Source organism: Lentzea aerocolonigenes (assembly GCF_000955955.1).
Classification (GTDB): Bacteria; Actinomycetota; Actinomycetes; order Mycobacteriales; family Pseudonocardiaceae; genus Lentzea; species Lentzea aerocolonigenes_A.
Genome location: NZ_JYJG01000192.1, coordinates 1 through 1,276, shown reverse-complemented (window position 1 = coordinate 1,276; position 1,276 = coordinate 1). Strand labels below are relative to the sequence as shown.

1 protein-coding gene is annotated in these 1,276 nt (G+C 68.3%); it reads left to right on the top strand.

Translation table 11 applies throughout. From position 1 onward, the window contains the following. The first annotated feature begins 53 nt into the window (after positions 1–53). Entirely contained in the window at positions 54–1,262 is a 1,209-nt protein-coding gene (locus UK23_RS24430) for an IS30 family transposase (protein WP_045313953.1), read from the top strand. Positions 1,263–1,276 lie beyond the last annotated feature (14 nt).

The window sequence follows — 1,276 nt, the reverse complement described above, 5'->3', positions numbered from 1 at the left end:
CTTGGCGTCAATGGGTCGTCGCAACACCCCCTCTGATCTGGGAGGTTGCGGTGATGGTTCGGCCTGGTTTGCCGCGGCGTGTGCGGCTGCGGTTCTGGGACGGTATCGAGCAGGGCATGCTGGTCGCGCAGGCGGCGCGGTTCGCGGGCGTGTCGTTCATGGCGGGCAGTACGTGGTTCGCGCAGGCTGGCGGGGTGATCAGCAACGCGCCGCAGCCGGTGTCAGACCGCTATCTGTCGTTGCAGGAACGCGAGGAGATCGCGGTCCTGCGCGCGGAGAAGCTGTCGATGCGGGAGATCGGCCGGCGGCTGGGCCGTTCCGCGTCGACGGTCAGCCGGGAGCTGGAGCGGAACTCGCTGCCCCTGCGCAAGGATCGGCCGAAGATGCCGCGCAAGTACCGGGCCACGGTGGCGCAGGCGAAGGCCGAGCAGCGGGCGAAGCGGCCGAAACAGGTCAAACTCGCCGGTGATGACCGGTTGCGGGAGGTAGTGCAGGACGGGCTGACCCGCCGCCGCTCGCCCCGGCAGATCAGTGCCAGGCTGAGGCTCGACTTTCCTGACGAGCCGGAGATGCGGGTGTCCCACGAGACGATCTACCAGTCCCTGTATGTGCAGGGCCGGGGCGCGCTGCGGCGTGAGCTGACCGCGTGCCTGCGCACCGGCCGTGCGCTGCGCCGCCCGCGCCGCCAGGCCCAGGCCCGCCGGGCCCGTGCCCCGCAACGGATCCCGGACATGGTCAACATCAGCGAACGGCCCGCCGAGGCCGAGGACCGGGCCGTCCCAGGGCACTGGGAAGGCGACATGATCATCGGCAAGAACCAGAAATCCCAGATCGGCACCCTGGTCGAACGCACCACCCGGTTCTGCCTGCTGCTGCACCTGCCCGGACGAGACGCGGCCACCGTCCGCGACGCCATGATCGAGGCCACCGCGTCGCTACCGGACAAGCTGCGCCAGTCCCTCACCTGGGATCAAGGCCAGGAAATGGCCCGCCACAAGGAAATCACCGTCGCCACCGACCTGGACATCTACTTCTGCGACCCGCACAGCCCCTGGCAACGCGGCACCAACGAGAACACCAACGGCCTGCTACGCCAGTACTTCCCCAAAGCCACAGACCTCTCAGTCCACAGCCGCGAACACCTCGACTTCGTCGCCGCCGAACTCAACGATCGCCCCCGCGAGACACTCCGCTGGAAAACACCAGCCGAAGCCCTCCACGAGCTACTCTTCCCACCAGCAGGCGTTGCGACGACCACGTGAATCCGCCCGTTTAC